Origin of the sequence: Micromonospora sp. WMMC241 (genome assembly GCF_027460165.1) — a bacterium.
GTDB classification, from domain to species: Bacteria; Actinomycetota; Actinomycetes; order Mycobacteriales; family Micromonosporaceae; genus Micromonospora; species Micromonospora humi.
On sequence record NZ_JAPZBF010000001.1, the window covers coordinates 620491 to 644860 of the forward strand.

The 24370-nt window shown below is 74.0% G+C and carries 21 protein-coding genes, 1 pseudogene and 1 riboswitch; of the genes and pseudogenes, 16 read left to right on the forward strand and 6 right to left on the reverse strand.

What is annotated here, in order from left to right; translation table 11 throughout:
• The first annotated feature begins 31 nt into the window (after nt 1-31).
• Genes O7598_RS03105 through O7598_RS03115 form a run of 3 tightly spaced genes read left to right on the forward strand, consistent with a single transcriptional unit; the run spans nt 32 to nt 3496 of the window.
• Nucleotides 32-1711: an ABC-F family ATP-binding cassette domain-containing protein gene (locus O7598_RS03105; protein WP_269689917.1), complete on the forward strand. Its 1680-nt coding sequence runs from the start codon at nt 32-34 to the stop codon at nt 1709-1711.
• A complete protein-coding gene (locus tag O7598_RS03110; protein ID WP_269689918.1) occupies nt 1708-2505 on the forward strand; it encodes a nucleotidyltransferase family protein in 798 nt (265 codons plus the stop codon). The genes O7598_RS03105 and O7598_RS03110 overlap by 4 nt, the downstream gene beginning before the upstream one ends.
• A 28-nt stretch (nt 2506-2533) precedes the next feature.
• Nucleotides 2534-3496, forward strand: a complete 963-nt coding sequence (locus O7598_RS03115; protein WP_269689919.1) for an aldo/keto reductase — start codon at nt 2534-2536, stop codon at nt 3494-3496.
• 270 nt (nt 3497-3766) lie between these two features.
• Here the strand turns inward: O7598_RS03115 and O7598_RS03120 are convergent, their stop codons facing one another.
• The gene (locus O7598_RS03120; protein WP_269689920.1) at nt 3767-4678 is read right to left on the reverse strand and encodes a DUF559 domain-containing protein; all 912 of its coding nucleotides are present in this window, start codon (nt 4676-4678) and stop codon (nt 3767-3769) included.
• Between the two features lie 118 nt (nt 4679-4796).
• A riboswitch (TPP riboswitch) is annotated at nt 4797-4908 on the forward strand.
• Between O7598_RS03120 and thiE the strand changes: the two genes are divergently transcribed.
• The 7 genes and pseudogenes from thiE (at nt 4903) to thiC (ending at nt 10878) form a co-directional block, all read left to right on the forward strand.
• Nucleotides 4903-5529, forward strand: coding sequence for a thiamine phosphate synthase (gene thiE / locus O7598_RS03125; RefSeq protein ID WP_269689921.1), 627 nt, complete (start codon nt 4903-4905; stop codon nt 5527-5529). It overlaps the preceding riboswitch by 6 nt.
• Entirely contained in the window at nt 5523-6653 is a 1131-nt protein-coding gene (gene thiO, locus O7598_RS03130; RefSeq protein ID WP_269689922.1) for a glycine oxidase ThiO, read from the forward strand. The genes thiE and thiO overlap by 7 nt, the downstream gene beginning before the upstream one ends.
• The gene (gene thiS / locus O7598_RS03135) at nt 6644-6844 is read left to right on the forward strand and encodes a sulfur carrier protein ThiS (RefSeq protein ID WP_269689923.1); all 201 of its coding nucleotides are present in this window, start codon (nt 6644-6646) and stop codon (nt 6842-6844) included. Before thiO ends, thiS begins: the two co-directional genes overlap by 10 nt.
• Entirely contained in the window at nt 6841-7620 is a 780-nt protein-coding gene (locus tag O7598_RS03140) for a thiazole synthase (protein WP_269689924.1), read from the forward strand. Before thiS ends, O7598_RS03140 begins: the two co-directional genes overlap by 4 nt.
• A gap of 44 nt (nt 7621-7664) precedes the next feature.
• A pseudogene (locus tag O7598_RS03145) lies at nt 7665-8258 on the forward strand (thiamine phosphate synthase); the annotation flags it as partial.
• A 230-nt stretch (nt 8259-8488) separates the two neighbouring features.
• Nucleotides 8489-9277, forward strand: coding sequence for a bifunctional hydroxymethylpyrimidine kinase/phosphomethylpyrimidine kinase (gene thiD / locus O7598_RS03150; RefSeq protein ID WP_269689926.1), 789 nt, complete (start codon nt 8489-8491; stop codon nt 9275-9277).
• 17 nt (nt 9278-9294) lie between these two features.
• Nucleotides 9295-10878 carry a phosphomethylpyrimidine synthase ThiC gene (gene thiC / locus O7598_RS03155; protein ID WP_269689927.1) on the forward strand — a complete coding sequence of 528 codons (1584 nt, stop codon included), beginning with the start codon at nt 9295-9297 and terminating at the stop codon, nt 10876-10878.
• A 105-nt stretch (nt 10879-10983) separates the two neighbouring features.
• On the opposite strand, the gene O7598_RS03160 is transcribed toward thiC, so the two are convergent.
• The 4 genes from O7598_RS03160 to O7598_RS03175 all read right to left on the reverse strand — a co-directional run bounded on the left by O7598_RS03160 (nt 10984) and on the right by O7598_RS03175 (nt 15847).
• Entirely contained in the window at nt 10984-13668 is a 2685-nt protein-coding gene (locus O7598_RS03160; protein WP_269689928.1) for a hypothetical protein, read from the reverse strand.
• A 75-nt stretch (nt 13669-13743) separates the two neighbouring features.
• The gene (locus O7598_RS03165; protein ID WP_269689929.1) at nt 13744-14052 is read right to left on the reverse strand and encodes a cupin; all 309 of its coding nucleotides are present in this window, start codon (nt 14050-14052) and stop codon (nt 13744-13746) included.
• Nucleotides 14049-14999: an LLM class F420-dependent oxidoreductase gene (locus tag O7598_RS03170; protein ID WP_269689930.1), complete on the reverse strand. Its 951-nt coding sequence runs from the start codon at nt 14997-14999 to the stop codon at nt 14049-14051. Before O7598_RS03170 ends, O7598_RS03165 begins: the two co-directional genes overlap by 4 nt.
• 2 nt (nt 15000-15001) lie before the next feature.
• Nucleotides 15002-15847: an ABC transporter ATP-binding protein gene (locus tag O7598_RS03175; protein WP_269689931.1), complete on the reverse strand. Its 846-nt coding sequence runs from the start codon at nt 15845-15847 to the stop codon at nt 15002-15004.
• 287 nt (nt 15848-16134) lie between these two features.
• On the opposite strand from O7598_RS03175, the gene O7598_RS03180 reads away from it, so the two are divergent.
• Both O7598_RS03180 and O7598_RS03185 read left to right on the forward strand, forming a co-directional pair.
• Nucleotides 16135-17166, forward strand: a complete 1032-nt coding sequence (locus O7598_RS03180; RefSeq protein WP_269689932.1) for an ABC transporter substrate-binding protein — start codon at nt 16135-16137, stop codon at nt 17164-17166.
• Nucleotides 17167-17276: 110 nt separating this feature from the next.
• Nucleotides 17277-18107 (forward strand): ABC transporter permease, encoded by an 831-nt coding sequence (locus tag O7598_RS03185; RefSeq protein ID WP_269694717.1) that lies wholly within the window; start codon nt 17277-17279, stop codon nt 18105-18107.
• 156 nt (nt 18108-18263) lie between these two features.
• Here the strand turns inward: O7598_RS03185 and O7598_RS03190 are convergent, their stop codons facing one another.
• Entirely contained in the window at nt 18264-19445 is a 1182-nt protein-coding gene (locus O7598_RS03190) for an ABC transporter substrate-binding protein (protein ID WP_269689933.1), read from the reverse strand.
• 448 nt (nt 19446-19893) lie between these two features.
• On the opposite strand from O7598_RS03190, the gene O7598_RS03195 reads away from it, so the two are divergent.
• The 4 genes from O7598_RS03195 (at nt 19894) to O7598_RS03210 (ending at nt 24341) form a co-directional block, all read left to right on the forward strand.
• The gene (locus tag O7598_RS03195) at nt 19894-22914 is read left to right on the forward strand and encodes a sensor histidine kinase (RefSeq protein WP_269689934.1); all 3021 of its coding nucleotides are present in this window, start codon (nt 19894-19896) and stop codon (nt 22912-22914) included.
• Nucleotides 22911-23318: a roadblock/LC7 domain-containing protein gene (locus O7598_RS03200; RefSeq protein ID WP_013288588.1), complete on the forward strand. Its 408-nt coding sequence runs from the start codon at nt 22911-22913 to the stop codon at nt 23316-23318. The genes O7598_RS03195 and O7598_RS03200 overlap by 4 nt, the downstream gene beginning before the upstream one ends.
• Before the next feature lie 62 nt (nt 23319-23380).
• Nucleotides 23381-23743 (forward strand): DUF742 domain-containing protein, encoded by a 363-nt coding sequence (locus tag O7598_RS03205; RefSeq protein ID WP_091065900.1) that lies wholly within the window; start codon nt 23381-23383, stop codon nt 23741-23743.
• A complete protein-coding gene (locus tag O7598_RS03210) occupies nt 23724-24341 on the forward strand; it encodes a GTP-binding protein (RefSeq protein ID WP_091065903.1) in 618 nt (205 codons plus the stop codon). The genes O7598_RS03205 and O7598_RS03210 overlap by 20 nt, the downstream gene beginning before the upstream one ends.
• Nucleotides 24342-24370: the final 29 nt, after the last annotated feature.

Consider the following 24370-nt stretch of genomic DNA (forward strand, 5'->3'; position numbering starts at 1 on the left):
CCCGCACCGCCGGCTCGGGCAGGATGCCGGCGTGGGATACGTGGACGTGGCAGGGGTCGGGCACATCCTCCCGGACGGGCGGGAGCTGTTCGGCGAGGTGTCGTTCCGGGTCGGCGAGGGCGCCAAGGTCGCGCTCGTCGGCCCCAACGGCGCCGGCAAGACGACGCTGCTCCGAATGGTCGCCGGCGACCTGCCGGTGCGCAGCGGCGCGATCGCCCGCGCCGGCGGCCTGGGCGTGATGCGGCAGTTCATCGGCATGATCGGCGACGACTCGACGCTCGCCGACCTGGCCCTGTCGCTCGCCCCGCCGGCGCTGCGCGACGCCGGGCACCGGCTCGTCGAGACCGAGGCGGCCATGCGCGCGGCCGAGGTCCGCGGCAAGTACAGCTCCGCCGCCGGCAAGGCCCAGCTCGCGTACGCCGACGCGCTGGCCGCCTGGGGTGAGAGCGGCGGGTACGACGCCGAGGTGCTCTTCGACACCGTCACCACGATCGTGCTCGACCTGCCGTGGGACAGCGCCCGGGACCGGCCGGTCCGCACCCTCTCCGGCGGCCAGCAGAAACGCTTCGCCCTGGAACTGCTGCTGCGCGGCCCGGACGAGGTGCTGCTGCTCGACGAGCCGGACAACTTCCTCGACGTGCCCGGCAAACGGTGGCTGGAGGCGCGGCTGCGCGAGTCCGGCAAGTCGGTGCTCTACGTCTCGCACGACCGCGAGCTGCTGGCGCAGACCGCCGACCGGGTGGTGGCCGTGGAGGGCGGCAGCGCCTGGGTGCACCCGGGCGGCTTCGCGAGCTGGCACGAGGCGCGGGTGGCCCGGCACGCCCGCCTCGACGAGCTGCGCCGGCGCTGGGACGAGGAACACCAGAAGCTGCGCGAGCTGATGCTGATGTACAAGCAGAAGGCCGCGTACAACGACGGGCTGGCCTCCCGGTACCAGGCCGCGCAGACCCGGCTGCGCAAGTTCGAGGAGGCCGGACCGCCGCCCGTACCCCCGAAGGACCAGGACATCCGGATGCGGCTGACCGGCGGGCGGACCGGCAAGCGTGCGGTGATCGCCGAGCAGCTCGAGCTGGACGGCCTGACCTACCCCTTCGACCTGGAGATCTGGTACGGCGACCGGGTCGCGGTGCTCGGCGCGAACGGGACCGGCAAGTCGCACTTCCTGCGCCTGCTGGCCCGCGGCGGCACCGACCCCGAACCGGGCAACACCCCGGTCGACGGCGCTGCCGCGCTCACAGCGGTCGCGCACGACGGCGTGGTCCGGCTCGGCGCCCGGGTCCGGCCCGGGCACTTCTCGCAGACCCACGACCGGCCGGAGCTGATGGAGAGGACGCTCGTCGAGATCCTGTGGCGGGGCGACGAGCACCGGGCCGGGATGGACCGGCACGCGGCCATGGGCGTGCTGTCCCGCTACGAGCTGGCCGGCCAGGGCGACCAGCGGTTCGGCACGCTCTCCGGCGGCCAGCAGGCCCGTTTCCTGGTGCTGCTGCTGGAGCTGTCCGGGGCCACGCTGCTGCTGCTCGACGAGCCGACCGACAACCTCGACCTGGCCTCCGCCGAGGCGCTGGAGGCGGGCCTGACCGCGTTCGACGGCACGGTGATCGCGGTCACCCACGACCGCTGGTTCACCCGCACCTTCGACCGGTTCGTGCTGTTCCGCGGCGACGGGGACGTGGTGGAGACGCCGGAGCCGGTCTGGGACGTCGGATGATCGACCAGGAGCTGACGGACCGGCTCTGCGCGGTCGACGGCGTGGTCGCGGTGGCGCTCGGCGGCAGCCGGGCCCGTGGCGAGCACCGGCCCGACTCCGACTGGGACGTCGGCCTCTACTACCGGGGTACGCCGGACCTGGCCGGCCTGCGCGCGATCGCCACCTCGATCGCCGACGGCCCGGTGGACCTCACCGCCCCCGGCGGCTGGGGCCCCTGGGTCGACGGCGGCGGCTGGCTGCGCGTCGGCGGGGCGGCGGTCGACTGGATCTACCGGGACCTGGACCGGGTGCACCGGGTCTGGGCGGACTGCCGGGCCGGCCGCTACACGGTGACCGTGCAGGCCGGGCACCCGCTCGGGTTCTACTCGCACGCGTACGCCGGGGAGGTGGCGCTCGGCCGGGTCCACGCCGACCCGACCGGCGAGCTGAGCGCGTTGCGCGCCGAGACCGTCGACTACCCGCCCGCGCTCGGCGCCGCGCTGGTGGCCGGCGGCTGGGAGACCGGCCTGCTGCTCGACGCCGCGGCCAAGGGCGCGTCCGGCGGCGACGCCGGTTACGTGGCCGGCTGCCTGTTCCGGGTGGTCGGGGTGCTCGCGCAGGCGCTGCACGGCCGGGCCGGGCGGTGGCTGGTCAACGAGAAGGGCATGCTCGCCTCCGCCGGTCGGCTGCCGGGCGCGCCGCCGGGTTTCGCCGAACGGGCGCAGACGCTGCTCGGCACGGTGGGGCGTACCCCGGCGGAGCTGGCGGCGACGGTGCGCGCCGCCCGCGCGCTGGCCGACGACGTCCTCGGCTGAGGCGCCGCCCGCGGCCGGCAGGCATAGGGTGGATCTCGTGAGTGAGATGACCTATCGCCGGCTGGGCGACTCCGGGCTCGTGGTCTCCGTGGTCGGCATCGGCTGCAACAACTTCGGCCGCAAACTCGACAGCGACGGCACCCGGGCGGTGGTGGACGCCGCGCTCGACGCGGGGATCAACTTCTTCGACACCGCCGACATCTACGGCGAACCCCAGGGCGGCTCGGAGGAACTGCTCGGTCAGGCGCTCAAGGGCCGCCGTGACGACGTGGTGGTCGCCACGAAGTTCGGCATGGACATGCACGGCGCCAACGGGCCGGACCACGGGGCCCGGGGCGCCCGCCGCTACATCGCCCGCGCGGTCGAGGCGTCGCTGCGCCGGCTCGGCACCGACCACATCGACCTCTACCAGATGCACGAGCCCGACCCGGGCACCCCGATCGACGAGACGCTCGCCGCGCTCGACGACCTGGTGACCGCCGGCAAGGTGCGCTACCTCGGCAACTCCAACTTCGCCGGCTGGCAGATCGCCGACGCGGACTGGACGGCGTCGTCGCAGGGGCACAGCCGGTTCATCTCCGCGCAGAACCACTACTCGCTGCTGGAGCGCGGGGTGGAGGACGAGGTGATCCCCGCCTGCGAGCGGTTCGGCCTCGGCATGCTGCCGTTCTTCCCGCTCGCCAACGGGCTGCTCACCGGCAAGTACAAGCGTGGTCAGCAGCCACCGGAGGGCAGCCGGCTCGCCGGCGGCGGCCGGTACGCCGAGCGGCTGGCCGCGGCGCGCTGGGACACCATCGAGGCGATCGAGACGTACGCGGCCGAGCGCGGGGTGAGCATGCTCCAGGTGGCCATCGGCGGGCTGGCCGCCCGGCCCGCGGTGACCTCGGTGATCGCCGGCGCCACCACGCCCGAGCAGGTACGCGCCAACGCCGAGGCGGGCACCTGGCAGCCCACCGACGAGGACCAGGACACCCTCGACGCCCTCCTCTGACCGTCCCGCGCGGCGTCGCCCGCGTGTGCGGCGTGCCCACGTGTGCGGCCTGGCCGCGTGGCTTCGCCACTCGGCGAAATGCCGCCACCCCTTTCGAGGCACCCATGGCGTTCCACCCACGGCCAGCGCTCGTCGTGAGTGGAACGCCATGGGTGCCAAAGGGGCGGTGAGACACCCATGGCGTTCCACCCGCGCTTGGTGCTCGCGGTGAGTGGAACGTCATAGGTGTGGGTGGGAGGCGCTGGCGTGGGCGGGGGACGCGTGCACGGGTCAGCGGGGCGGGGCGGGGGTGCGGCGTTCCGCGATGGCCTGACGGACCAGGGCGACCGTGGCCTCCGGACGGCGCAGCACGTCGTCGGCGGTGAAGCGGAGCACGATCCAGCCGGCCGAGCGGAGCGCGTTCAGGCGTGCCACGTCCCGCCGGAACCGGGCTCGTTCCCGATGCTGGTCGCCGTCGTATTCGACCGCGATGCGGAGCGCCGGCCAGGCCAGGTCCACCCGGGCCAGGAAGCGACCACCACCACGCACCTCGTGCTGGGCGGTGAGGGGGCCGAGCCCGGCGTCGAGGAGGAGCAGCCGCAGGCGGGTTTCCATCGGGGACTCGCTCAGCGGCTCGGCCAGCGCCAACACCTCACGCAGCAGCCGCGAACCCGGCCAGCCTGGTCGGTCGGCGGCGTAGGCCCGCAGGGCGGGGAGCTTCACCACCTGCCGACGCAGCAGCGCGTCCACAGCGACCAGGGCTTCCGCACGAGCACCCTGACGGCCGAGGTCGAAGGCGGTGCGCAGCGGGGTGGTGACCGGCAGCCCCGCGAACCAGCGGCGATCCGCACCGGGCAGTGGTGACCGCACGATCGACAGCCGAGGGTGCGGGCGCAGCCGGGCACCGGTCGGCAGGAGCACGGTGACCCGGTCGCCCCGGGCGAGCAGGTCGACACCGAGCAGCCAGGCCGCGCTGCGACCGGCCAGCGCGGCGCCTGGTGGCAGGCGCAACGCGACCGCGTCGCACCACATCCGGTGGTCGTCGGCACGAAGCCCGTCCCGGTGCACGTACACGTCCGGCAGCAGCCGGACCCAGGTCGGCCCACGCAGCATCGTCCAGGTCAGCAGCCCTCCGGAGACGGCACGGCTGCCTCGGAACGGCAGGTGGGACAGGCGCTGCGGGACACGGGCGGAGGTGGACATCCGGGCAGCGTGTCGTGATGGGACGGTCACCCGCTGACCCGGTCCGCCGAGTGGTGCCGTCCTGGGAAAAACCTCACCAGGTCTTCCGCCCGGCGGGGACGCGTCGTACGGTAGGCCGCAAGTGACCCACGGGAGCCCGGTGCGGACCGGGCTGAGAGGGGGGCTGACAGCCCCCGACCGTCGAACCTGATCCGGATAATGCCGGCGCAGGGAGGAGCGTTGCCGTGCCGTCCCTGGGACGACTGCATCTCATCACCGACACCCGGTCCGGGCGGGATCCGCTCGGCGTGCTGCGTGCCGCCCTGCCGGTGGCCCGCGCCGAACTCGTCGTGCAGGTGCGGGTGGCGGACGACGCCACCGATCGCGAGGCGTACGAACTGGCCCGCCGGGTGGTCGAGGAGTGCCGGCCGTACGGGGCGTGTTGCCTGGTCAACGACCGGCTGCACGTGGCGCTCGCGGTGGGTGCGGCCGGTGGGCACGTCGGGGCGGACGACCTGCCGGTGGCCGCCGCCCGGCACGTGCTCGGCGCCGGCGCGGTGCTCGGCGCGACCGCCCGCGAGCCGGACACCGCCCGGGCCGCGGTGACCGCCGGGGCCAGCTACCTGGGCGTGGGCCCGTGCCACACCACCACCACGAAGCCGGGCCTGCCCGCGCCGATCGGCCCGGACGGGGTACGCGCGGTCGCCGGGGCGGTGACCGTGCCGGTGATCGCCATCGGCGGGGTGACCGCCGCGTCGGTGCCGGCGCTGCGGGCCGCCGGGGCGTACGGGGTGGCGGTGGTCGGCGCGCTCAGCTCGGCGGCCGATCCCGCGCACGCCACCGCCGAGCTGCTCGGGGCGCTGACGTGTTAAGCGGGGCCCCCTCCTCTACCGAAAGCGTTAACAGGGGGCCCTTCCTTACCGAGGTGGGGGTGGTGGGGGCGGGGCCGGTGGGGCTGGCGATCGCGTGGCGGTGCGCGCAGCGAGGGCTGCGGGTGAGTGTGTACGACGACCGCCCCGGGTCCGGCGCGTCGCACGTCGCCGCCGGCATGCTCTCCCCGGTCGCCGAGGCGTACTTCGGTGAGCACGAGCTGACCGCGCTGCTCGTCGAGTCGGCGGCCCGCTGGCCCGGCTTCGCCGCCGAGCTGGCCGAGGCGAGCGGCGTCGACCCGGGCCACCGCACCGAGGGCACGCTGGTGGTCGGGCTCACCGCCGACGACCTGGCCGAGGCGGGGCGGCTGTGGGCGTACCAGCAGGGGCTGGGACTGCCGATCACGCCGCTGCGCCCGTCGGCGCTGCGCGACCGCGAGCCGGCGCTGGCCACCCGGGTGCGCGGCGGCGCGGTCGCGCCCGGCGACCACCAGGTCGATCCGCGGCGGCTGGTCGCCGCGCTGCGCGTCGCGGCGGAGCGGGCCGGCGTGGTGTTCCGGCCGGCACGGGTCGGCGCGCTGTCCGAGGTGGACGCGCGGGTCACCGTGGTCGCGGCCGGCTGCGGCGCGGCCGCGCTGACCGGGCTGCCGGTGCGGCCGGTGAAGGGGCAGGTGCTCCGGCTCCGCGCGCCCGCCGGCGGTCCACCGGGCTTCCGGCACGTGATCCGGGGGTACGCCGACGGCGACCCGGTCTACCTGGTGCCCCGGGACAGCGGCGAGGTGGTGGTCGGCGCGACCGTCGAGGAACGCGCGGACACCGAGGTCACCGCCAGCGGTGTGCTGCGGCTGCTCCGCGCCGCCGCCGAGCTGGTCCCGGAGCTGACCGAGTACGAGCTGGTGGAGGCGGTCGCCGGGCTGCGCCCGGGCACCCCCGACAACGCGCCGATCCTCGGGGCGTTGCCCGGCCGGCCCGACGTGCTCGCCGCGACCGGGCACCACCGGCACGGCATCGTCCTCACCCCGGTCACCGCCGACCTGGTCACCGAGCTGATCGTCACCGGCGAGCCGGATCCGGCGCTCGCCCCCTTCACCCCGGACCGGTTCGCGAAGGAGCACCTGTGGAACTGATCGTCAACGGCACGGGACGGACGCTGCCCGACGGCGCCACGGTGGCCGAGGTGGTCCGCGCGGTCACCGGGCAGCAGCGCGGCGTCGCGGTCGCGGTCAACGGCGAGGTGGTGCCGCGCGGCGGCTGGCCGGCGAGCGTGCTGCGCGACGGCGACCGGGTCGAGGTGCTCAGCGCCGCGCAGGGCGGGTGAGCGGGATGTCCGTGGAGATCGGCGGCGTCACGTTCGGCTCCCGGCTGGTGCTCGGCACCGGCGGCGCGGCCAACCTGCACGTGCTGGAAGCGGCGATCCGCGCCTCCGGCACCGAGCTGGTGACGCTGGCGCTGCGCCGGGTGGACACCACGCCGGGCGGGCCGGGCGGGCTGCTCGACCTGCTGGCGCGCTGCGGCGTACGGCTGCTGCCGAACACGGCCGGCTGCCGGACCGCGGTGGAGGCGGTGAAGACGGCGCACCTGGCCCGGGAGGCGTTCGACACCGACTGGGTGAAGCTGGAGGTGATCGGCGACGAGCGCACGCTGCTGCCCGACGGGGTGGAACTGCTGCGCGCCGCGGAGGACCTGGTCGCTGACGGATTCACCGTGCTGCCGTACACCTCGGACGATCCGGTACTGGCCCGCCGGCTGGCCGACGTGGGATGCGCGGCGGTGATGCCGGCCGGCTCGCCGATCGGGTCCGGTCTGGGCATCGGCAACCCGCACCACATCCGGCTGGTCCGGCAGGCCGTGGACGTGCCGGTGATCCTCGACGCGGGCGTCGGCACCGCCTCCGATGCCGCGCTCGCCATGGAGCTGGGCTGCGACGCGGTGCTGCTGGCCAGCGCCGTCACCCGGGCCGCCGACCCGGTGGCGATGGCCACCGCGATGCGGTACGCGGTCGAGGCCGGCCGTCTGGCGTACGGCGCGGGTCGCATCCCCCGCCGCGACCACGCCCTGCCGTCCACTCCCGACGAAGGTCGACCGGACCTGTGACGGCCTGTTCCGATCTTGGTACGAACGCGCCCATCCAGGGGCGGATGCGTACCAGGGTCCGTCGACGCCCGGGCGGGCTGGTGCTGCTGACGGATCGGCGGGTGGCTCGGCGGCCGCTGGCGGACGTCGTCGCGGCGGCGGTGGGCGGGGGAGTGCGGTGGGTCGTGCTGCGGGAGAAGGACCTGCCCCGCGTCGAGCGCCTCGCCCTCGCCGTCGCGCTGCGGGCGGTGCTCGCCGACGTCGGCGGCACGCTGATCGTCGCCGGCCCCGACCCGCTCGACGGCGACGCCGTGCACCTGCCCGCCGCCGGCCCGTACCCGCCGTCTCGCCTCGCGCTGGTCGGCCGCTCCTGCCACGACGCCGCCGAACTGGCCCGACTGACCACCGAGGACTACGCGACCCTCTCCCCGGTGTTCCCGACCCGCACCAAACCCGGCTACGGCCCCGCGCTGGGCCCGGACGGCCTACGCGAACTGGTGCAGGTGAGCCCCGTGCCGGTGCTCGCCCTCGGCGGCATCGAGACCCCCGACCAGGTGCGGGCCTGCGTCGACGCGGGCGCCACAGGCGTCGCCGTCCTCGGTGCACTGATGCGCGCCGAGAACCCCACCCACACCGCCACCACGCTCGGCAAGGCCTTCCCGCAGGCGCCCACCCCGACGTCACCCCTGACTTCGGGCACCTTCGAAGAGGCGGCCACCCGCTTGTCGGGCACCCTCCACCCACCGACGGACGTCCCCCCGAGAGGGCTGCGGCCGACCGTGACCACGGAGGGATCAAGCCTGACCGCCCGGAGTGGGCACGGTCGGCCGCAGCCCCCCACCGCGACCAAAGAACCGCAGCCCCCCACCGCGACCACCAGAGGAACGCAGTGACGCCGCAGACAGTTCTGACCATCGCCGGCTCCGACTCCGGCGCAGGCGCCGGCATCCAGGCCGACCTCAAGACGTTCGCCGCGCTCGGCGCGTACGGGACCAGCGTGCTCACGGCCGTCACCGCGCAGAACACCCGGGGCGTGGACGCGGTCCTGCCGCTGCCCCCGCAGACCGTGCGCGACCAACTCGCCAGCGTGCTCGGCGACTTCGCCGTCCGCGCGGTGAAGACCGGGATGCTCGGCACCCCGGCGGTCGCCGACGCGGTGGCCGAGGTGGCCCGGGGCGGCCGGCTGCCGCACCTGGTCGTCGACCCGGTGCTGGTCGCCACCAGTGGGCACCGGCTCGGCGTGGTGGAGGCGGTCGAGCGGCTGCTCCCGTACGCCGAGGTGGCGACGCCGAACTGCGCGGAGGCCGCGGCCCTCACCGGACGCGAGGTGGGCACGGTCGAGGAGATGGTCGCCGCGGCCGAGGCGCTGGCCGCGCGCGGACCGGCGTTCGTGGTGGTCACCGGCGGTGACGCCGACGCGGCCGGCGAGTCGGTGGACGTGCTGGCCGGCGGTGGGACGACGCGGCTGCTGCGCGCGCCGCGGGTGGCGACGCGGCACAACCACGGCACCGGCTGCTCGTTCGCGGCGGCCGTCGCGGTCCGGTTGGCCGCCGGCGATCCGCCGCCGGTCGCGGTGGCCGCCGCCAAGGAGTACGTGACCCGCGCGCTGACCGGCGCGCGGAGCTGGGCGTTGGGCGCGGGACACGGCCCGCTGGACCACTTCGGCTGGTCCGCTTGAGCGACAGGGAGGCTGTCATGCAGGCACGTCGCAAGGTGTACGTGGAGGGGACCCGGCCGGGCGTCCGGGTGCCGTTCGCCGAGGTGACGCTGACCGGGGACAACCCGCCGGTGCGGCTCTACGACACCTCCGGCCCCGGCTCCGACCCGGAGGTGGGGCTGCCCGCGCTGCGCGGACCGTGGATCGCCGAGCGGGGCGATGTCGCGCCGGTCCGAGGCGCCGGCACGCCGCTGGCGGGGACCCGTCCCACCCAGCTCGCGTACGCCCGGGCCGGGACCGTCACGCCGGAGATGGAGTTCGTGGCGATCCGGGAGGGGGTGACGCCGGAGTTCGTCCGGGACGAGATCGCGGCCGGGCGGGCGGTGCTGCCGCTCAACGTCAACCACCCGGAGTGCGAGCCGGCGATCATCGGCAAGGCGTTCCTGGTGAAGGTGAACGCCAACATCGGCACCTCGGCGGTGACGTCGTCGGTGGCCGACGAGGTGGAGAAGCTGACCTGGGCCACCCGGTGGGGCGCGGACACCGTGATGGACCTGTCCACCGGGAAGCGGATCCACGAGACCCGCGAGGCGATCGTGCGCAACTCGCCGGTGCCGATCGGCACCGTGCCGATCTACCAGGCGCTGGAGAAGGTCGGCGGCGACCCGGTGAAGTTGAGCTGGGAGGTGTTCCGCGAGACGGTGATCGAGCAGGCCGAGCAGGGCGTCGACTACATGACGGTGCACGCCGGGGTGCTCCTGCCGTACGTGCCGCTCGCCGTGGATCGGGTGACCGGCATCGTCTCCCGGGGCGGCTCGATCATGGCGGCCTGGTGCCTGGCGCACCACGAGGAGAACTTCCTCTACACCCACTTCGCCGAGCTGTGTTCGTTGCTCGCGAAGTACGACGTCACCTTCTCCCTCGGTGACGGGCTGCGTCCGGGCTCGATCGCGGACGCCAACGACGAGGCCCAGTTCGCCGAGCTGCGCACGCTGGGCGAGCTGACGACGGTGGCCTGGGAACGCGACGTCCAGGTGATGATCGAGGGTCCGGGGCACGTGCCGATGCACAAGATCAAGGAGAACGTGGACCTCCAGCAGCAGTGGTGCCACGAGGCGCCGTTCTACACGCTCGGTCCGTTGACCACCGACGTCGCGCCCGCGTACGACCACATCACGTCCGCGATCGGGGCCGCGATGATCGGCATGTTCGGCACCGCGATGCTGTGCTACGTGACGCCGAAGGAGCACCTCGGGTTGCCGGACCGGGACGACGTGAAGGCGGGCGTGATCGCGTACAAGATCGCCGCGCACGCGGCCGACCTGGCCAAGGGGCATCCCGGCGCGCAGGCCTGGGACGACGCGCTGTCCAAGGCGCGGTTCGAGTTCCGCTGGGAGGACCAGTTCAACCTGGCGCTCGACCCGGAGACGGCGCGGGCGTACCACGACGCGACGCTGCCCGCCGAGCCCGCGAAGACGGCGCACTTCTGCTCGATGTGCGGGCCGAAGTTCTGCTCCATGAAGATCACCCAGGAGCTGAAGGACTACGCGGCGCGGGGCATGCGCGGCAAGTCCGAGGAGTTCGTCGCCGGAGGTTCCCGGGTCTACCTGCCGCTGGCCTGAACTCGTCCACGTGCGGGGAGATCAGTAGATCTTGGTACGGAACGGCCCTCGGCGGGGCGGTTCCGTACCAAGATCTGGTCGTCGGCGGGCGCGCCGGCTCACGACTCAGTCGCGGTGGTGCCGGCCGGTACGCAGGGAGTGGGCGTCGTCGGCATTGTCGTCGGAGGCGAGACCGGCGACCCAGTCGACGTACTCCTCGTCCGGGGTGGCACTCGGCTCGGCCGCGTCGTCGGCCGGTGCCGACCCGCTCCGGTCCCGGTTGCGGCGGAACAGGCCGCGCCGGCCCTTCGACTTCCCGCCGGCGGCCTCGGCTTCGTCCGCCCCGGCGTGCCGGCCCGAGGTGGTCTCCCGGTCGGAGGTCTCCGCACCCGGACCGGCCGATCCGGTCGGATCCGTTCCCGCGTCGTCGCCCTGGGCCGGGACAGTCGCGCCGGGTCCGGTCCGGCCGGCGCGGCGGGCATTGGTGGCGAGGGCGTCCCATCCCGTGCTCCGGCCCGGCTCGGGCAGACCCTGGTGGCGGGGACGAGGTGCCGTCTCGACCCGGACCGTCGCGTCATCGCCGTCCCGGTCGGTCACGGTCCGGCCCGGTGCGCCGGCCGGTCCACCCGTCGCGGCCGGCTCGCCCGGCGGCTTCCCGGGGCCGGTCGACGGTTCTCCCGTGGCGACGGTGTCGGTCGGGCGGCTCGCCACCGGGGGGATCGGCCAGGCCGGCCGCACGTCTCCCGGCCGTTCGGTCACGTCGTCGAAGATGGGATACCGCGGTCGGGGCGACGAGGGCGGGGCGGGGCTGTCGGCCGGCTCGGGGGCGAAGAAGAAGCTGCGCGGGCGACGGGCCGGCTTCGGTGCCGCGACCGGCGGCTCGGCCGGCGCGACGGGGTCGTCCGGCGCCGGCACGGACGCACCGGCCGCGGCGGCGCCGGCTGGCGGCTGGGCCGCGGCCGGCTGGACCACGGGCTGCGGGGCGGCGGGTGGCGGGGTCACCGGCTGCGGGGCGGCTACCGGCGAGGTCACCGGCTGCGGTGCGGTGGCCGGCGGGGTCACGGGCTGCGGTGCGGTGGCCGGCGGGGTCACCGGCTGCGGGGCCGCGGGGCGGCGGGCGGCGCGCCGCCGGGGGGCAGCGGTCGGAGCGGCGTCGTTCCCGACGGGTGCCGGGGCAGGGCCGCCGGCCAGCGTGGCCGCGCCCACCGACGGCTCCGCGGAACGGTCCGTCGGCGTCGGTCCGTCCGCCGTCGGCGTGGACCCGGCGGCGGTGCGACCACGCCGTGGCCGGGTGGCTCGCGGCGTCGTTCCCGGCATGGCCGCGTCGGTGGGCGAGGCATCGGCCGTCGCGGCGTCGACAGTCGCCGGGGTCGTGCGTGGCTCGGCGTCGATCGGCACCGTGCGTGGCTCGGCGTCGATCGGGACCGTGCGCGGTTCGGAGAGGGTCGCCGGGGCCGTCAGCGGCTCGGGTCCGGCCTGGAGCGGTTCGGCGGTCGGCGGTGGCTCGGCCTCGGCCGGTCCACCAGCCGGTGCCCGGGTGCCGGTGCCGAGCGGATCCGGCCCGGCCGGCGGCTGCGGACCGGAACGGCCGGCCGCCAGGACGTCGATCGCCGAGGTCCGCCGGCCCGGCGGCAACAGGCCGGGCATCGGCAGGCCACGGGTCGCGTCCTCGTCGCCCGGCGACGTCTGTCGGTCGGCCTGCGCACCGGTCGGCGCCGGTCGGTCGGTCCCGGCGTCGGTCGGTGTCGGCGGGTCGGTCTGCACGGCGGCGGCGCGCCGCGGTGCGGTCGGCCCACCTGCCTCGGGCCAGTCCCAGTGCGCGGGTGCCGGCGCGCCGGTTGTGGCCAGGGCCGCCGTTGCCGGGGCGGACGCGCCGGCCGGCAGTGGCGCGCCGGTCGGCAGTGGCGCGCCGGTCGGCAGTGGCGCGAGGATGTCGGTGGGGTCGACGGCGTCGGTCCCGGTGACGGGCCGGGGGAGCACAGTGGTGGCGGTCGAGCCGAGCGCCCCGGCGACGATCGCGATCAACGCGCCGTAGTAGGGCGCCACCTGGTAGCGGTCGGTCGCGGTGCCCGGGCCCGCGGTCAGGTAGGCGAAGGCCACCAGCACCGGCCCGGCCGCCCCGGCCGCGCCGCCGACGAGCGGCGGGTGCCCGGCCCGGCGGGCCAGCACGCCGAGCGCGCCGCCCGCGAGCAGCGCCAGCGTGGGCAGCAGCAGCATCGCCAGGCGTTGCGCCGTCCCGGCGTCGAGCCAGGACGGCTCGAGAACGCCGAGCCGCACGGTGGCCAGCGGCCGGTTGGTGACGATCGCCGGCGCCACGGAGAGCAGGGCCAGCAGCCAGACGATCGCGGCGGTGGCCGCGACGCCCCAGCCGAACGGTGGCTTCAGCAGCACGGCGATCGCCGCGCCCGCGCCCACCACCGCGCCCAGGACGGCGCAGATGCCGGCCGCCCACACCGGGTCGACGGAGCCGCCCAGCTCGGCGGCGCGGGCCGGTTGCATGCAGAGCGGGGCGACCACGATCGCGCCCAGCGCGCTCACGCCGGCGACGGAGAGCAGCTCGGTGGTGCCGCCGGGACGGTCGTCGCGGCGGGCGAGGCGCTCGGTGAGGACGGCGCCGGCGACGGTGGCGACCGCGGCGAACCAGGCGACCCAGACGAGCTGGGCCGGCCACCGGTTGACCGAGCCGTCGACGAACGCGCCGTCGAGGCGGACGACTCCGAAGCCGTACGCGATGCCGAGCTGGCCGGCACCGGCCAGCACGCTCACCCCGAGCGCCGTGAGCAGCAGCCTGCCCCACGTCCGAAAGGCCATGTCGGGCACGTTACGGCCCGGTGGGGTGGTTCGCCACCTTGCCACCGCGCGGCGCGGCGAACCGCGCCGACGTGGCTACTTCAACTCGACCAGTCGGGCGAGGTAGGTGGTGTCGCCGACGTTGGTCAGCATGTGCACCGCGCCCGGGTCGCGGTAGACCACCCCGCCGGTGGGCTCGTCGGCGTCGATCGTGACGCCGTCGATCGTCTGCACCACGTTCTTCGCGCCCTGGACCGCCACCACCAGGTACGGGTGGTCGTGCCGGTGCAGCGGCTGCCGCTCGCCCGGCTCCAGCCGGATGTGCCAGACGCGGACCCGGTCGTTCTCGAAGACGATCTCCTGGCCCACCGGGCCGAGTTCGAGGTCGGTGGAGAGTTCGCTCATCGCGTTCCGTCCAGTTGGGGGAGCACCTCGGCGGCGATGAGCTCCACGTGGTCGAGGTCGTCGAAGTCGATCAGTCGCAGGTGCACCCGGGTCGTCCCGACCGCGGCGAACTCGCCGAGCCGGTCGACGAGTTGGGCCGGGGAGCCGACCACCGGGTCCTCCGGCGGGAGCGCGCTGGTGACGTGCAGCGGCGCCGCCCGCCGCTGCGCCTCGGCGTCGGTGCGTCCGATCGCCACCACGATGCCGGCGGAGAGCGTCAGCGGCGCGCGCCCGGACGTGTCGCGTCCGGTGCGGTCGCACGCCTCGCGGACCCGCTCGTACGCGGCGGCCGTCTCGGCGACGTTCTTGAACGGCATGTTGAACTCGTCGGCGTACCGGGCGGCCAGCTCGGGGGTGCGCTTCGGGCCCTTGCCGCCGACGATCACCGGAGGGCCGGGCCGCTGCACCGGCTTGGGCAGCGCGGGCGCGTCGACCAGCCGGTAGTGCTCGCCGCTGTAGCTGTACGTCTCCCCGACCGGGGTGCGCCACAGCCCGGTGACGATCTCCAGTTGCTCGGCCAGCCGGTCGAAGCGCTCACTGACCGGCGGGAACGGGATGCCGTACGCGGTGTGCTCGCGCTCGAACCAGCCGGCGCCGATGCCCAGCTCCACCCGGCCGCCGCTCATCCGGTCGACCTGGGCGACCATGACGGCCAGCGGCCCGGGGAGCCGGAAGGTGGCAGAGGTGACAAGTGTGCCGAGCCGGATGCGGGACGTCTCCCGGGCCAGCGCGGCGAGCGTCAGCCAGGCGTCGGTGGGCCCCGGCAGCGCCGGCTCGTCCCCCATCGACCGGTAGTGGTCGGCGCGGAAGAAGCCCTCGAAGCCGGCGTCCTCGACCAGCCGGGCGAACCGGAGCTGGTCGTCGTAGTCCGCGCCGCGATGGGGTTCGGTGAAGACCGAGACCCGCATGCTCACCGTCCTCCCGCCGCCGCGGCCCGCGGCGGCGTCTCGGCCGGTGCGGCCGGCGGTCGCGCCGGGCCGGCCGGCGTGGGTACGTCGGGGGCGTCCCGCTCCATCAGCAGTTCGTGCAGCTCGGCGCTGATCCGGGCGACGTCGGCCAGGTGCGCGTGCCGGCCCAGGGTGCGGGGCCGGGGGACGGCCACCTCGACCACCTCGCGGATCCGGCCGGGACGCGGGCTGAGCACGACGACCCGGTCGGCCAGCAGCACCGCCTCGTCGATCGAGTGGGTGACGAAGACGATGGTCGCCTTCGTGTCCATGTGCACCCGCTGCAGCTCGCCGGAGAGTTCCTCGCGGGTGAGCGCGTCGAGCGCGGAGAACGGCTCGTCCATGAGCATCACCCGGGGCGAGCCGATCAGCGAGCGGCACAGCGAGACCCGCTGCTGCATGCCGCCGGACAGCTCGTGCGGGAGGCGCTTCTCGAAGCCGCCCAGCCCGGCCATCTCCAGCAGCTCGCGGGCGCGGCCGCGGTGCTTGGCCCGGCTCCAGCCGAAGATCTCCACCGGGAGCAGGACGTTGTCGAGCACCGAACGCCAGGGCAGCAGCGCCGGGCGCTGGAACAGCATGGCGACGTCCTGGCGCGGCTTCGTGATCGGCGTGCCGGCGACGGTGATCTCGCCGGCGGTGACCGGCAGCAGACCGGCGATCATGCGCAACAGCGTCGACTTGCCGCAGCCGGATCGACCGAGGACGGCGACGAACTCGCCCTCGGCGACGTCGAGGTCGATGCCGCGCAGCGCCTCCACCCGCCCCGAGCGGCCGTCGAAGGTGCGGGACACCCCGGACAGTCGGATCATCTCCCGCCGGCTCCCTTCCCACATCGTCGCGAACGCGAGCCGGGCTAGCGTAGCGGGCTCGTGCTTATAGCACCGTCCGGGGTGGACGTCAGTCCGCTTTCCGTCACCCCACTTCGTTTCCTTTCCGCAACCCGGACGGTTGCGGCGCGTCATCAGCCTTCTCGTACGCTGTTGCGCGCGAAGAGTCCCCTCGCGACGGTCCAGTCGGCCGACCCCTCCTGCCGACCCCGTCGGACCCACGACCCGACCGGCGAAGATCTCCTGGTCGGAAAGGACATGGTGCACTGATGAGAAGGTTGACCCGTACGGTCGCCGCCGCGGCGCTGGCGACCGCCCTCGCCCTCGTGGGCGGCTGCAGCAGTGACTCGGACAAGTCCGAGGGCGGCAGCGGCGGCAACGGAGCGGCGCTGGAGAAGGTGACCTACCTCACCTCGTTCGGCAACTTCGGCCGTGACTCCTACGCCTGGGTGGCGAAGGACAAGGGCTTCTTCAAGGAGGCCGGCTTCGACGTCGACATCAAGCCCGGCCAGGGCACCGGTTCCGTGATCCAGACCATCACCGGTGGCCAGGCCGACTTCGGCCCGATCGACCTGACCGGCGGCATCCTGCAGCTCGGCAACGGCCAGGCCAAGGACTTCGTCGCGGTGGCCGCGATCCAGCAGCGCACCATGGCCGCCATCGTCACGGTCGAGGGCAAGAACATCGCCACCCCGAAGGACCTCGAGGGCAAGAAGCTCGCCGACACCCCGACCTCCGTCGTGCGCAACCTCTTCCCCACGTACGCCCGGCTGGCCGGCATCGACAACAGCAAGGTGACCTGGGTCAACGGTGAGGCCCAGGGCCTGATCGGCATGCTCGGCTCGGGCGCGGTGGACGGCATCGGCCAGTTCGTCGTCGGCCAGCCCACCGTCGAGGTGGTGACCAAGAAGAAGCCGGTCGTGCTGCCCTACAGCAACGTGATGCAGGACCTCTACGGCAACGCGCTGATCACCTCCAGCAAGATCGCCAAGGAGAAGCCGGAGATGGTGAAGAAGTTCACCGCCGCGCTGCTCAAGGGCCTGGAGTACTCGCTGGAGCACCCGGACGAGGCCGGCGAGATCCTGAAGAAGAACGTGCCGGCCGCGAACCCGGCCGCGTCCGCCGCCGAGCTCCAGCTGATGGCCGCGTACGTCCGGTCGAGCAACTCCGGCACCGCCATCGGCACGCTGGACAGCGGCCGGGTCGCCAAGAGCATCGCGCTGCTGCAGGGCGCGGGTGCGCTCAAGCAGAACCTCACCCCCGACCAGATCATCGACTTCAACCTGGCGCCGAAGGCCTGACCGGTCGGCTCGGGCCACGGGGGTGCGACCCGCCGGACACCCGGTGGGTCGTACCCCCTTCGCGTGCCGGTCGTCGCGACCGGCCGGAGAAGGAGGACACGTTGACGCAGTTGACCGAGGCCCGGCCGGGAGCGCCGGCGGAACCGCCCCCGGCGGCCGCCCGACGTCGCCGGGCCGTGTCCCCGGCCGCGGTCGGGTTGCCGGTGCTCGGCCTGGTCATCGCGGTGGCCGCCTGGTGGCTGGTCACGTCGGGGCTGCACCTGGTGCACCCGGTCGCGTTGCCGCCGCCGCAGGCGGTGGCCCGCTCGCTGGCCGACACCACCGACGTGCTGCTGCCCGCGCTGGGGATCACCACCTGGATGACCCTCTCCGGCTTCCTGCTCTCGGCGGTCGTCGGCGTGCTGATCGGGATGGCGTTGGCCGCCTCCGGCCGGGTGGAGCGGATGTTCGCGCCGCTGCTGGTGGCGGTGAACGCGGTCCCGAAGATCGCCTTCGGTCCGCTGCTCGTGGTGGCCGTGGGCTTCGGTCAGAAGCCCATCCTGACCATGGTCTTCCTGCTCTGCTTCTTCCCGATCGTGCTGTCCACCGCCACCGGGTTGACCACCACCCCGGCGGACCTGGCGGAGCTGGGGCGGTCGCTCAACGCCTCCTGGTGGCAGTCGTTCCGCAAGGTGCGCCTGCCGGCCGCGCTGCCGCAGATCTTCGTCGGCCTCAAGGTGGCCATGCCGCTGGCCGCGATCGGCGCGGTGATCGGCGAGTTCTATTCGGACCGGCCCGGCCTGGGCTACCAGATCCTGCAGTACAACGGCGTCGGCGACACGGCGACCGCCTGGGCGGCCATCGTGCTGGTGGCGCTGATGAGCATCGTGCTCTACGCGGCGCTGAGCGCGATCGAGCGCTTCGCCCTCCCCTGGGTCCGAGCCACCACCTCCGCCCGCTGACCGAGAACATCAGGTCGACCGGGTCGCATCCAAGATCGAAGCAGTGGCGGCCGGACGGCGGCCGACCACGACGGTGTGGGCCCCGGCGCAACCGGCGGAGTGGTCAAGTTTGACCGCCCGGAGCCGGTTGTGCCGGGGCCCACACCCCCGCGGTGACTACCCGGCGAGACGCCAGCGACCACCCCGAGCGACAAGCGTCGTCAGAGCCTGCGGCATCAACCCCGAATGGTTGTCCGGCGTCATCCGGATCGGCCCGGAGAGGCCGTCGAGCTGCGACGTCTCCAGGACCTCGCGCAGGGCGTCCCGGTCGACCTCGCCCGGCTCGCCGCCGGCGCGCTGCTCGGCGTCGGCGATCAGTTGGACGGCGTCCGCCGCGAACGAGGAGAAGCCGTTGTAGCCGCCCCACCGGGCGGTGTAGTCCTGGAACCACTGCCGCCGGGCGGCCTTGGCCGGGGTGGTGGCGATCACGTCGTCGATCACCATGGTCTGGGTGAAGATCAGCGTGGCCTCCTCGGTGGAGCGGGCCGACGGGCCGAGGAACAGGTCACCGGCGGCGGAGGCGTCGAAGAAGAGCGCCCCGCCGAACTTCTGCTGCCGCGCCGTCGTGGCGGCCAGCGTCGCCTGCTCCGGCGGCGTCCACAGGATCAGCGCCTGCGGCTTCTTCTTGACCAGGTCGCCGATCTGCGCGCTCACCTCGGTGTCGGTGATGCGGACGGACTCGTCGGCGACCAGCCGCAGCGAGGTCTTGTCGAACTCGCGGCGCAGCGCGGCGAGCCCTTCCTGGCCGTACCCGTCGGCGCTGTGCAGCACCGCCACCTTGCGGATGTCGCGGCGGGTGAGTTCGGTGGTGAGCGCCGCCGCGCTGTCGACCGCGTTCGGGGCCAGCTTGAAGACGTAGCGGCGCTGGTCGACCGGTTCGGTGACCGCGCCGGCGGAGGCGAGTGCGATGGTCGGAATGCGCTTGTCGTTGATGGTGCGGGCCGCGCCGACGGCGCATTCGTTGCAGCCGCCCATGATGACGGCGCCCACCTTCGAGTCGGCGCTGAAATCATTGATGTTGCGCAACGACTCGGCCGCGTCGGAGCGGTTGTCCTTGACCTTCAGTTCGATCTTCCGGCCGCCGAGCGCGCCGGAGGTGTTCATCTGGTCGACCTTCAGTTCCAGGGCCCGTTGGTAGACCTTGCCGATGGGCGCGGAAGCGCCGGAGAGTTCGAGGTCGGCGGCGATCACGATCGGGCTGGTGTCCTGCGGTTCCCCGCCGATCCCGCAGCCGGTGAGCGTGGTGGCCAGCACGGCCGATGCGAGCGCCGCGATGCGCGCGGAGCGGATGGGGCTCAACTCAGTCCTCCAGGGTGCGGCGCGGGCCGGCGCCCGACCACCGCCGCTTGTCCGTCCTCAGTGGAGGAACGGGATTGGTGTGCCGTACGGTGTGCGCGAAGCCTGCAAAACCTTGCCAATGCCGGGCCCCGTGGTCAAGCGCGGCGGCAGGATGCCGTTTCGGGACGCTCATCCCACATGTTGGGGACACGAAACGTTAACTGACAATTACTGCCCAGATGCGCGCGGCCACTCTGGAGTGACATCCCCAGTTCAGGGCGTCGGAGAAAAGAAGGTATTAGGTGACCGGATCGCGGCTTGCGTCGACACCGACCGTTTCCTACCTCACCGCGGCTTCCCAAAAAGGATCTCGTCTGATGAAATCGCGGCCGTGCCGCGCGTGGCGCTGGCCGCTGCACCAGGCACGGGTCAGCGGGTCACGCGTGGAAGAAACGACGGAGGCGATGTCGTGAGCACCGGACCTACGACCCTGCCCGGGAGCCCCCACGCCGATCAGCGGAACCGCCGGCGGCTCCTGCCCCGGCTGCGTGACGCGCGGATCCGCTCCAAGCTCGCCCTCATCCTGGTCGTCCCGGTGGCCGCTGTCATTGCACTGGCAACTATCCGACTCATTTCGGTGGGCCAGGGTGCGTACGAGGCAGACCAGGTCCGCGCGCTGACCGCGGTATCGGTCGACGTCTCGGCCCTCGCCCAGGACCTGCACAAGGAGCGGATGGCGGCGGCCATCTTCCTGGCCAACCCGGCGGTGACGCCCGACGCCTACAACCTGCGGGTGCGCCGGACCGACGAGCGGATCGCGGCCTACAAGGAGGAACGCGGCACGCTCGGCGACGTGTCGACCTCGGTCCGGGACCGGCTCAAGGTGATCGACGACCACCTGGAGACGCTGAACGGCACCCGCCAGGAGGTGCTCGACCGCGCGCAGATGCCGGTGGCCGAGGCGAGCCTGCGCTACGGCATCGTCCTCGACGACCTGGTCGCGTACGGCGACACGCTGGCTCAGCAGCCCGGTGCGGAGAGTCTCGCCGACGCCCGCCGGGCGGTTGCCGCGTTCGCCCACGCCAAGGCCGAGGTGCAGGAGGAGGAGGCGGTCGCCTTCACCGCGCTCACCGCCGGCGGCAGGATCGACGAGGAGCAGTTCTCCTCCTTCGTGGCCACGCTCACCGGTCAGCAGGAGGCGCTGCTCGCCTTCTCCCGGGCCGCCACCCCGGAGCAGCGGGCCCTGGTGGACCGCACCGTCTCCGGCGACGCCGTCCAGCTCGCCGACCGGGTCGCCGGCGACCTGTCCCGGTCGGTCGGCAGGCCCGCGCTGGTGACCGCGCTCGACGCGTCCGCCGCCGTCGGCGCGGTCGACGACCTGATGCGGTGGGCGGAGACCCAGCTCCTGGACGAGCTGCTCGCCGACGCCGACGCGGTGCGTACCGACGTGATCCGGCAGGCCTTCGTGGAGAGCCTGCTCGTGCTGCTCACCCTGGCCGTCGCCGTGACGCTCGCCGTGGTGCTCGCCCGCTCGCTCAACGACTCGCTGCGGCGGCTGCGTGAGGGCGCGCTCTCGGTGGCCAACCACGACCTGCCGGACGCGGTGAGCCGGCTGCAGAACGTCAATGCCATCGGCGACGGTGGCGTGGACGAGATCGTCCAGCAGGTGCGGGACCCGATCAAGCTGACCAACCGCGACGAGGTCGGTCAGGTGGCGGTGGCGTTCAACGTGGTCCACCGCGAGGCGGTCCGCGTCGCGGCCGAGCAGGCCGCGCTGCGGACCAGCGTCTCGGCGATGTTCCTCAACCTGGCCCGCCGCTCGCAGAGCCTGGTCGACCGCATGATCGGCGAGCTGGACGCGATCGAGCGCGGCGAGGAGGATCCGAAGCGTCTCGCCCAGCTCTTCGAGCTGGACCACCTGGCCACCCGGATGCGCCGCAACGACGAGAACCTGCTGGTCCTGGCCGGCGCCGACTCGGCCGTGCCGCGCCGCGACGACGCGCTCCTGGTCGACGTGCTGCGCGCCGCCCAGTCCGAGGTGGAGCTCTACAACCGGATCGAGTTCGGCACCGTGGACACCGACATCTCGGTCGCCGCGCACGCCGTCAACGACGTGGTACGGCTGGTGGCGGAGCTGCTCGACAACGCCAGCCGCTTCTCGCCGCCGAACACGGTGGTGGTGGCCGACGGCCGGCGGATCCGGGACTACGTGCTGATCCAGGTCGAGGACCGGGGCCTCGGCCTCACCGACGACCAGCTCGACTCGCTCAACCGCCGCCTGGCCGCGCCGCCGACCGTCGACGTGGCCGCGTTCCGGCTGATGGGTCTGGCCGTGGTCAGCCGGCTCGCCTCCCGCTACGGGATCCGGGTGGAGCTGCGCCGCAACGTCGAGGGCGGCACGGTCGCCCAGGTGACCCTGCCGAACTCCACGGTGGTGCTGCCGGCCAACCGGGGCCAGGCGCCGCTGACCCGGCCGCGCCAGCCGCTGGCCGTGGAGCCGTCGCCGCTCAGCCAGGTCGGCGCCGCCGACGCGCTGGCCGGCGCCGGCCGGGGCGGCACCGCCACCCTGGCCGACCAGTGGCGCAACACGACGACGCCGCCGCCCGCGCGGTGGCAGGCGCCCGCCGAGGTGCGGGACACCACGCCGGCCGTCCAGCTCGGCGGGATGCCCGCCGCCGCCCCGGCGCCGGCCGCCGCCCCGGCCTCGGGGGCGGGTTGGTCGGCGGGTGGGCCGACGGTCGCGTACCCCGCCCTCGACCCGCTGCCCAAGCGGACGCCGGGCGGTGAGGCCGAACCGGCCGCCGCGCCGGCCCCGCCGGCCTACCAGCCGCTCGCCGCCGCACCGGCGGTCGAGTCCACCCCGGCCGCACCGGTGGTGGCCCGACCGGCCCGGCCGGCCGAGGCGCCGATATTCCGGGAGATGGAGGCGGTCTGGTTCCGCTCGCACGGAGAGGACGAGACCACCATCTTCACCCGGCCCCGGTTCGACGAGCCGCCGCCCGCCCCGGCGCAACCCGCCGCGGCCGCGCGGCCACCGCTGCCCACCCGTACCCCGGGCGCCCAGGCGTCCGGGCTGACCACCCCACCCGCGTACAGCCCACCCGCGGTTCCGACCGCCCCGCCGGCGGCGGCGCCGCCCGCGCCGGCAGCGCCCGCACCCGCGAGCCCGGTGACGCCCGCGCCGGAGGCCGCCGCGGCCCCGACGATCGACCCGGAGGCCTGGCGGACGGCGGCCGACGACGGGTGGAGTCGGGCCAGCCAGGCCGCGGAGCCCACCACCGGCGGCACCACCCGCTCCGGCCTGCCCAAGCGGGTGCCGCAGGCGCAGCTCGTGCCCGGCGGGATCGAACCGAAGAGCGGACGGGACCGCAGCCGCCGTACGCCGGACGAGGTACGGGGTCTGCTCTCCGCCTACCACCGTGGCGTCCAGCGGGGTCGTACGGCCGGCACCGACCTGAACAGCACCTCGACCAAGGAGACGAACCGATGAACAGGCCTGCGGCCATGCAGGACATGGGTTGGTTGCTCACCAACTTCGCCGACAGCGTGGCGGGTATCGCCCACGTGGTGGCGGTGTCCGCGGACGGGTTGCTCCTCGCCTCCTCCCGGGACCTGCCCGGTGACCGGGCCGACCAGCTCGCCGCGATCACCTCCGGCGTGGTCAGCCTCACCGAGGGCGCGGCGCGGATGTTCAGCGCCGGCGGGGTGTTGCAGACCGTGATCGAGATGGACAGCGGATACCTCTTCCTGATGTCCATCAGCGACGGCTCCTCGATGGCCGTGCTCGCGGCGCGCAGCTGCGACGTCGGCCAGGTGGGTTACGAGATGGCGCTGCTGGTGGAGCGGGTCGGCCAGGCGCTGGTGCCGCTGCCCAGGGACGCCGTCCGGTCCTGACCGGCTGTTGACCTGGTGATCCGGGGCCGGTCCGGCTCCGTACGAGGGGAGGTGATCGCGAGATGGAACCGCGACGTGATCCGCGTGGCGCGCTGGTGCGACCGTACGCGGTCACCCGCGGCCGCACCGAGCCGTTGCAGAACATCGCGCTCGAGGCGGTGCTGTCGAGCACGGCCACCCAGTCCGCCGAGGCGCGCTTCGCCGGGCACGACAAGTACCGCATCTCCTCGGTCTGTGAAGGCCGGGCGCAGTCGCTGGCGGAAATCGCCGCTTACACCCGGATGCCGCTGGGCGTCACCCGGGTGCTGGTCGCCGACATGGTGGCCGAGGGCCTGCTGACGCTACACAGTGCCGCTCCCGCGACGGGGTTCGCGGCGCGGATGAACCTGCTTGGAAGGGTGCTAAGTGGACTTCGCGAACTATGACCCCGACGGGGCGAGCCGCGGCCGGGAGATCATCTCCGCGAAGATCGTGATCGCGGGTGGCTTCGGGGTGGGCAAGACCACCCTGGTCGGGGCGATCTCCGAGATCCAGCCGCTGACCACCGAGGCGTTGATGACCGCGGCCGGCGTGGGCATCGACGACCCGTCGAAGGTGCCGGGCAAGGAGACCACCACGGTCGCCATGGACTTCGGCCGGATCACCATGGCCGAGGACCTGATCCTCTATCTCTTCGGAACGCCGGGCCAGACGCGTTTCTGGTTCATGTGGGACGAGATCATCCGGGGTGCGGTGGGCGCGGCGGTGCTGGTGGACACGCGCCGGATCACCGACGCTTTCGCGCCGCTGGACTACTTCGAGAACCGCAAGCTGCCGTACGTGGTGGCGTTGAACCGGTTCGACGACGCGCCGCACTACGAGCTGGAGGAGATCCGGGAGGCCCTGGCCATCTCGCCGGACGTGCCGCTGGTGATGTGTGACGCCCGGCGGCGGGACTCGGTCAAGCAGGTGCTGGTGACCGTGGTGGAGCACGCCATGCTCCGGCTCCAGGCCGAGCACGGTTACCCGGCGTCCGTCGGCTGAGGGCGACCCGCCGGATCGCGGTTCTTCCG

What these genes read in the sequence shown, in the direction of transcription:
- O7598_RS03175 (WP_269689931.1), bottom strand. Translation starts at nt 15,847, where the DNA reads ATGATCCGACTGTCCGGGGTGTCCCGCACCTTCGACGGCCGCTCGGGG.
- O7598_RS03120 (WP_269689920.1), bottom strand. Translation starts at nt 4,678, where the DNA reads ATGTCCACCTCCGCCCGTGTCCCGCAGCGCCTGTCCCACCTGCCGTTC.
- O7598_RS03165 (WP_269689929.1), bottom strand. Translation starts at nt 14,052, where the DNA reads ATGAGCGAACTCTCCACCGACCTCGAACTCGGCCCGGTGGGCCAGGAG.
- O7598_RS03200 (WP_013288588.1), top strand. Translation starts at nt 22,911, where the DNA reads ATGAACAGGCCTGCGGCCATGCAGGACATGGGTTGGTTGCTCACCAAC.
- O7598_RS03180 (WP_269689932.1), top strand. Translation starts at nt 16,135, where the DNA reads ATGAGAAGGTTGACCCGTACGGTCGCCGCCGCGGCGCTGGCGACCGCC.
- O7598_RS03160 (WP_269689928.1), bottom strand. Translation starts at nt 13,668, where the DNA reads ATGGCCTTTCGGACGTGGGGCAGGCTGCTGCTCACGGCGCTCGGGGTG.
- O7598_RS03205 (WP_091065900.1), top strand. Translation starts at nt 23,381, where the DNA reads ATGGAACCGCGACGTGATCCGCGTGGCGCGCTGGTGCGACCGTACGCG.
- thiC (WP_269689927.1), top strand. Translation starts at nt 9,295, where the DNA reads ATGCAGGCACGTCGCAAGGTGTACGTGGAGGGGACCCGGCCGGGCGTC.
- O7598_RS03170 (WP_269689930.1), bottom strand. Translation starts at nt 14,999, where the DNA reads ATGCGGGTCTCGGTCTTCACCGAACCCCATCGCGGCGCGGACTACGAC.
- O7598_RS03110 (WP_269689918.1), top strand. Translation starts at nt 1,708, where the DNA reads ATGATCGACCAGGAGCTGACGGACCGGCTCTGCGCGGTCGACGGCGTG.